The organism is Exiguobacterium sp. SH31 (assembly GCF_001816105.1).
Lineage (GTDB): Bacteria > Bacillota > Bacilli > Exiguobacteriales > Exiguobacteriaceae > Exiguobacterium > Exiguobacterium aurantiacum_A.
In genome coordinates this window covers 1-6,110 of record NZ_LYTG01000113.1, presented here as the reverse complement: position 1 = coordinate 6,110, position 6,110 = coordinate 1, and the positions used below count along the sequence as shown (strand labels likewise).

At 42.5% G+C, this 6,110-nt stretch carries 7 protein-coding genes; 6 read left to right on the top strand and 1 reads right to left on the bottom strand.

What is annotated here, in order from left to right; translation table 11 throughout:
* Positions 1-20: 20 nt before the first annotated feature.
* The 6 genes from A6395_RS15360 (at position 21) to A6395_RS16045 (ending at position 5,398) form a co-directional block, all read left to right on the top strand.
* Positions 21-833, top strand: a complete 813-nt coding sequence (locus A6395_RS15360; protein ID WP_071399699.1) for a ParA family protein — start codon at positions 21-23, stop codon at positions 831-833.
* Positions 834-838: 5 nt separating this feature from the next.
* Entirely contained in the window at positions 839-1,204 is a 366-nt protein-coding gene (locus A6395_RS15355; protein ID WP_071399698.1) for a DUF5388 domain-containing protein, read from the top strand.
* A gap of 873 nt (positions 1,205-2,077) precedes the next feature.
* Positions 2,078-3,487 (top strand): primase C-terminal domain-containing protein, encoded by a 1,410-nt coding sequence (locus tag A6395_RS15350; RefSeq protein WP_071399697.1) that lies wholly within the window; start codon positions 2,078-2,080, stop codon positions 3,485-3,487.
* A gap of 104 nt (positions 3,488-3,591) precedes the next feature.
* Complete coding sequence (locus tag A6395_RS15345; RefSeq protein ID WP_071399696.1) at positions 3,592-4,203, top strand: hypothetical protein; 612 nt, start codon at positions 3,592-3,594, stop codon at positions 4,201-4,203.
* 183 nt (positions 4,204-4,386) lie between these two features.
* Positions 4,387-5,085: a hypothetical protein gene (locus A6395_RS15340; protein ID WP_071399695.1), complete on the top strand. Its 699-nt coding sequence runs from the start codon at positions 4,387-4,389 to the stop codon at positions 5,083-5,085.
* 175 nt (positions 5,086-5,260) lie between these two features.
* Complete coding sequence (locus A6395_RS16045) at positions 5,261-5,398, top strand: hypothetical protein (RefSeq protein ID WP_159429473.1); 138 nt, start codon at positions 5,261-5,263, stop codon at positions 5,396-5,398.
* Positions 5,399-5,449: 51 nt separating this feature from the next.
* Here A6395_RS16045 and A6395_RS15335 read toward each other — a convergent pair whose 3' ends face one another.
* On the bottom strand, positions 5,450-6,001 hold the full coding sequence (locus A6395_RS15335) for a recombinase family protein (RefSeq protein WP_071399694.1): 552 nt from the start codon (positions 5,999-6,001) through the stop codon (positions 5,450-5,452).
* Positions 6,002-6,110: the final 109 nt, after the last annotated feature.

The window sequence follows — 6,110 nt, the reverse complement described above, 5'->3', positions numbered from 1 at the left end:
ATCTCTCGCAGCAAGAAGCGATTGTTGTGACGTTCGGAAACTTCAAAGGCGGTACGGGAAAGACAACGAATAGTACGATGCTCGCTTACGCGTTGGCCAAAAAAGGTTATCGTGTATTGCTATGTGACCAAGATCCACAGGCGAACGCGACTACGTTGTTCTTGAAGACGAAGGCTGCACGAGAAGATGATTACATAACCTTCGAAAAGACGTTGATGGCCGCAATGCAAGAAGGCGATTTGAGTAGCATCGTCACAGAAGTTACGGACAATCTGTTCCTACTACCTTCATTCAGTGATTTCGCGCAGTACCCGAAGTTTCTTGAAAAGAAGTTTGAGAAAGAAGTGGACCGTGTGACGTATCTGTCTACTCTGCTCGAACCCCTGAAGAGAGAGTTTGATTTCATTTTTGTGGACGTCCCTCCCACTATCTCCATCTATACAGACTCCGCTCTCTATGCCTCTGACTTCGTTGTCGTCGTACTTCAGACACAGGAACGAAGCTTGCAGGGCGCTGAGGTATTCACACAGTACCTCCAGACGTTGCTGGATGACTATCATGCTGATTTTGATATTCTTGGAATCCTACCGGTTCTTCTTAAAAATGGTGCGGCCGTAGATATGGCAACGCTTGAAAATGCCAAGAATGTGTTCGGGTCACATAACCTTTTCGAAGGTGTGATCAAGAACATGGAACGTTTGAAGCGCTATGACATCACTGGGATCGTCGAGGAAGATATGCACGACAAACGTGTCATGGAGACATATGCAAAAGTCGCAGAGGAATTCTTACAGCGTCTCGAAGCAGAAATGAATTACGTGGAACAGGGGTGAACAACATGTCAGATTTGATTCAAAAACCAGCAAAAAAGCGCTTGCTAGACCGTAAAGGTGCAGCAGCGCCTCAACAAACATATAAAGCTGAAGTGCCTGAAGACAAAACAGTGGAGTCGAAAACTACTTCTCAGAAAGAAACTTCAAATAAACGAGTAGCTAAGAACTCGGTCAATATGGGGTCAAGCACTGTTCGTGTATCAAACCTCACAAAAAATAAATTGTCAGCGTTAGTGACAATGGGCAAAGCTGATTCAGCAGATGCTATAATTTCAACGATGATTGACGAGTATCTTGAGCTATTCTCTTCCAATGAAAGAAAAGAATATGAGCTGATTCGAGATGTTTTGATGATGAAGCATAATAAATAAGGCAGTCCATAATGAACTGAACCTTAGATATTAATGAACGAGCGTTCTCTACTAGAGCCCGCTCGTTTTTTATGTGATTACAATTCGCCTAGATGTCTTTAAAGTACATTATTTTGCTGGATGTTCAGCCACATTGATCTAACATAGATATCAAAAAAACGGTATACATGTATACGTGTATACAAATCTACATGTATACAAATCTACATGTATACAAATCTACATGTATACAAATATACGTGTATACAAATCTACATGTATACATGTATACATTGAAAATGAAAGGGTCTGAATTATGGCTTTAAACCAACGTTTTCAGCGAATCATTAAGTGCTTTTTTTGTATACATGTATACAAATCTACATGTTTACAAATCTACATGTATACAAATATACATGTATACAAATCTACATGTATACGCGTATACAAATCTACATGTATACATTGATTTTTTTGAGCGTGAACTCGAAAAAAAGCTGTTGTTAAGCGGTTTCTTTTATGAAAACATAGGATTATGAAGTTCTTTCCAGTAGGGGAAAACGGCATGAAAAAATCTGATAACCTGGCCGTTATCAGATCCAAATCATCTGACTTAGTAGTCAGACTGTGTATTTAACAACGCTTCACCCTAAACCAGCCATCATGAATATATTTGTAGAAACCAAGATTTCTAAAAACATAATACGATGAACTGATCCTTTTTCATGCGTTGTTCAAAAGAAAAACGTGACGAACAAAGGCGTCTTTCTTATGCAATCATTTTAGCATTGTTCTTTCTTCTCGACAATGTTCATCGTATTTCAGAGTATTTCAGAGAAATGGATACGCAGCAATCTACGATGAACCATGGAACAGAAGAGAGGAGGATGTAGCATGGAAATATTGAGAAATCTTTATCGAAATCAATTAACGGAAACCCCGAAACGGGCATCTCAGATTGAGAGAACCGGATACAGCAAAGAGCTAGGATGGATTTTTGTCTGTCAGGAGTTCACACAACCATGCGCCATCCGTACATACCGCTCACTCTTTGGGGCAAAAGAAAAGTATACATATTTCACGCCGAACACTTTTTACCGCAATGATCAACGTCATGCGGGCTCTTTGCGTTGGTTAAACGCTATGGTGATCGATATCGATGTTAAGGCGACGCAGAATACAGGGATGATTTTCCCGGACGTTATGGACCGGGTGACGAGTGCGGGCCTGCCGACACCATCACTCGTCGTCAAGACGCCATCAGGCGGGTTTCATGTGTATTGGTACTTGAAAGAACCAAGACGTGCGTTCCCAAAAGTGGTGGATCATTATAAACGTGTCCAACGAATGATTGCTGAGGAGATGAACGCTGACGCTCAAGCGATAGGCGCTGAACGTTGGTTTCGACTTCCGACAGAAGAGAACACTATCTTTCGCTCGGGAGAACGCGTCTCTTTTGACGACCTTTGTGACTGGTTGACCGAGCAAAAAGAGAATCAGTCAATGAAAGGGAATGTGGCGTTAGGATCTACCGACCTATTGTCTCACCCAGCGATACTCAAGCTATTAGAGGGCGTGGAAGAAGGACAACGTGACAACACATGCTACACGCTTGCTCTCGCATACAAGGCTGCAGGATATGAAGAAAATCAAGCATTGTCGTCACTTTATAGCTGGAATGACAAGAACATTCCTTCACTTCGCCAAATCGAAGTCAAACGTAAAGTGAAGAGCGCCTTCAAACCTGGTTCTCCGCTCGGCCCTTCATCGTATTGGATTGAGACGTTGTCTGGGATCGAGTTCAAGTATCAAGTCTGGGAAGGTGCAAAACCGCGTGAAGAACGTACATATAGTCATCTAGATGAATGGAAAGAAGACATCCTTGCAGTTTTACGCAAAAACGGAGGGTGTATTTGTGGTGCGCAAAGAGAGATAGTTAAATTAGTACAATCATCAGTAAATTCAAGTATTACTTTGTCTTACACCACGTTTAAGCGCGCTATTGAAGAGTTAGTAAAAGAAGAGCGTATTACAAAAGTGGTCGAAGGGCGAGGTAAAGGTGCGAAAACCACAATCAGGATAAAAAAAGGAAAGATTTTACCTTTAATCCACAAAAAAGCATTTTTTAATGGGTCCAATTCGTATACATTTATAGTTAGGGTGGTTGGCTGGTCTCTTGTTTTTTTGCAGTATGTGAAATATGTTCTGCCTGCTACTTCTGTTTTCTTTGGTTTTTTTCTGGGTTTAGCGTGTACAGATCTTCTTAGCTTATTTCTACGTACAGAAACAAGGCGTGTTTTTTGATGAGGGATGTATATGTGGTGTTTATGATTATTAGTAATTATCAGAAGATCTGTCGTATTTTATAATGTGCCTTGATCTTATTGAGGACAAAGGAGACTATTGTTTTGAATACAACTGATGAAGAAAAAATAGTTCCACGAAAGCGGCGTGCACCATTGTGGTTCGTCATCCCTGTGACGGTGTCTATTACTCTTTTAGGAATTTATACATTGAGAAATTTGAACGAGACCGACAATCCTGTAGAGGATATTGTGTCGGAGACAGAGATTGCTACTGAGGAAAGTACAGATGTTGAGGACGTTGACAACGAATCAATCTACTCAGAGACAGATTCTTCTATTGTAGATGTTCCGTTCGACCCGCACATCTTGGATGATATTATTGAGCGCGAACAAAATTTCCGAGAACTCTATGATCCTAACGTCATTTATGCGCCCGATGATTTGCTCATGCTTGAGGCGCGATGGATTGCTGATGACTTGGAAGTACACTATGTTTCTGCAAATGAATACTACTCTGAGAAGCCAACGGTTGAAGAGTACCGTCTCAAATTTGTAGATGTCACATGGGAATTGGTGAACTATTATGATGACATCTACAGCACCTCAACTTCGTCGACTAATGAGAGTGTAGAAGTGCTAACATACGATCATCTCGACAAACGTTTGTGGCTTTCCGAACGTGCTGATTTTTATCAGTATGCACCCAACGATTGAGTAGAACATACTCAATCTTACTACCTGCTCTATAGGCCCTTAATTTGGATCTACCATATCTTTACACGATTTGTCGCACAGGTGGTCAAGACTTATTTCACATGTATTTCAAGATGCCGATTGAGAACAGCACTCTATACAAAATATGTATTAAAAATACGATAGACTGAAAAGGAGACTTTTATGTTAGGCACATCGAACGAATCAAAAGACGCTCCGTCGAAAAGGCGGAACGTCTCACTTTGGATTGTCATTCCCGCAACGGTAATCACGACGGTCCTTAGCGTGTACGGCTTCATGACGCTGACCGAGAATGAAGCAAAGACCGAGGTTGTCGCTAAAACTGAGAAGACGGAACCCATTAAGATCGAGGATGAACCGGTGGAGCCAGTGGAAATCGAGCCAGAAACAGAATCTGTAGAGGAAACGGAGGAAGATACAGAAACAGAACCGGAGACTGAGGCGGGCGATAGTGCACTGGTCATCGAGAACCAACCCGACACGACCGGCATACCGTTCAACCCAGCCATCTTCGATGACATCGCCGACAAAGAACAGAAAGTCAAAGAATATCTCGACGCTCACGTCTTCTATGAGCCCGAACACGAAGTCGTGTTCCTTATCGAAGCCATCATCCTCCAGCTCAGCCTGCAAGTCGACAGAGCCTCGAGTGTCGAGTATGAAGATAACACGGATATCGACCAATACCACACGCTCTACCAGTACGCCGTGTCAGAGCTGTTGGCATACTACCAGCATCGACAACTCGCGGCAATCGGTGAATTGCACCACCACGTCAAAGACCTTCCGTCGGACATGGACAATATACGCACGATACTCACCGACCTCGGTGAGTCGTACCATTACGAACCGACCTATTAAGCACCATGCGACTCCGCCGACGACTCGGTTGCTCATTCGTCCGCAACCTATGGCTCAAAACGCCGCAATCCCTTGTCCAACGGACATTGAGTTACATGATGGTCGACGTGTGTCACTGACAGGTGCCGAACTTGGCATTTGGTGGTACATAAAATGTCAGAGGCGGTAAATACTCGTGGCTGTAATCAAACGCTGTTTCCAAAACGTTGTATACCTTGAGACGAATGCCGACATCACCCGCATCGAGCTACTCGATGAACCCGTGACGACGAAGGAACAGCTCGACGCCTTGTACACGTTCAACCTTGAATAGTTCCTAGACGAACTCAAACAAAAGTTGTATGGGATAAAGTTCAACAAGTAATCAATCACTTGTTGAACTTTTATATTTATAGAATGTAGATCTTGAGATATCTAGAGTCTTTGTAATATCATCTACAGTCATATTAGCCTCATACATCATCATGGCTCTGACCATGACTTGTTCATCGATTGGTTTTCTTCCGCCCATTCTTCCACGGGCCCGCGCAGCTTGAAGTCCAGCGTTCGTACGTTCGCGGATCAATTCACGCTCCATCTCCGCTAATCCAGCCATCATGGTGAAAAACAGGCGACCTGCGGCGGTGGAAGTGTCTACACCTAATGTAATGATTTGAAGATTGATTCCGCGATCTTTCAAGTCATCAATCAATTCAAGAAGTTTCTTCGTTGTTCTCCCTAACCGATCCAGCTTCCAGACGACCAGGGTATCACCTTCTCGTAAATAATCTAAGCACTTCGCAAATTCTGGTCTCTTTTTAACACTGGATGCCTTCTCTTGAAAGATTTTAGTACAACCAGATTTTTTGAGTTCATCTAGTTGTGAGTCTAAATTCTGATCGAGGGTCGATACTCGTGCATAACCAATTTTCGTCATGAAGCACCTCCGTTTGTTTTTTTTACTCATTAATCATAGCAGAAAACAAACATTGATAAAAAGATAGGTTAATGGACACTGGGTATAAAATAAAAAGGGCTATTTAAAG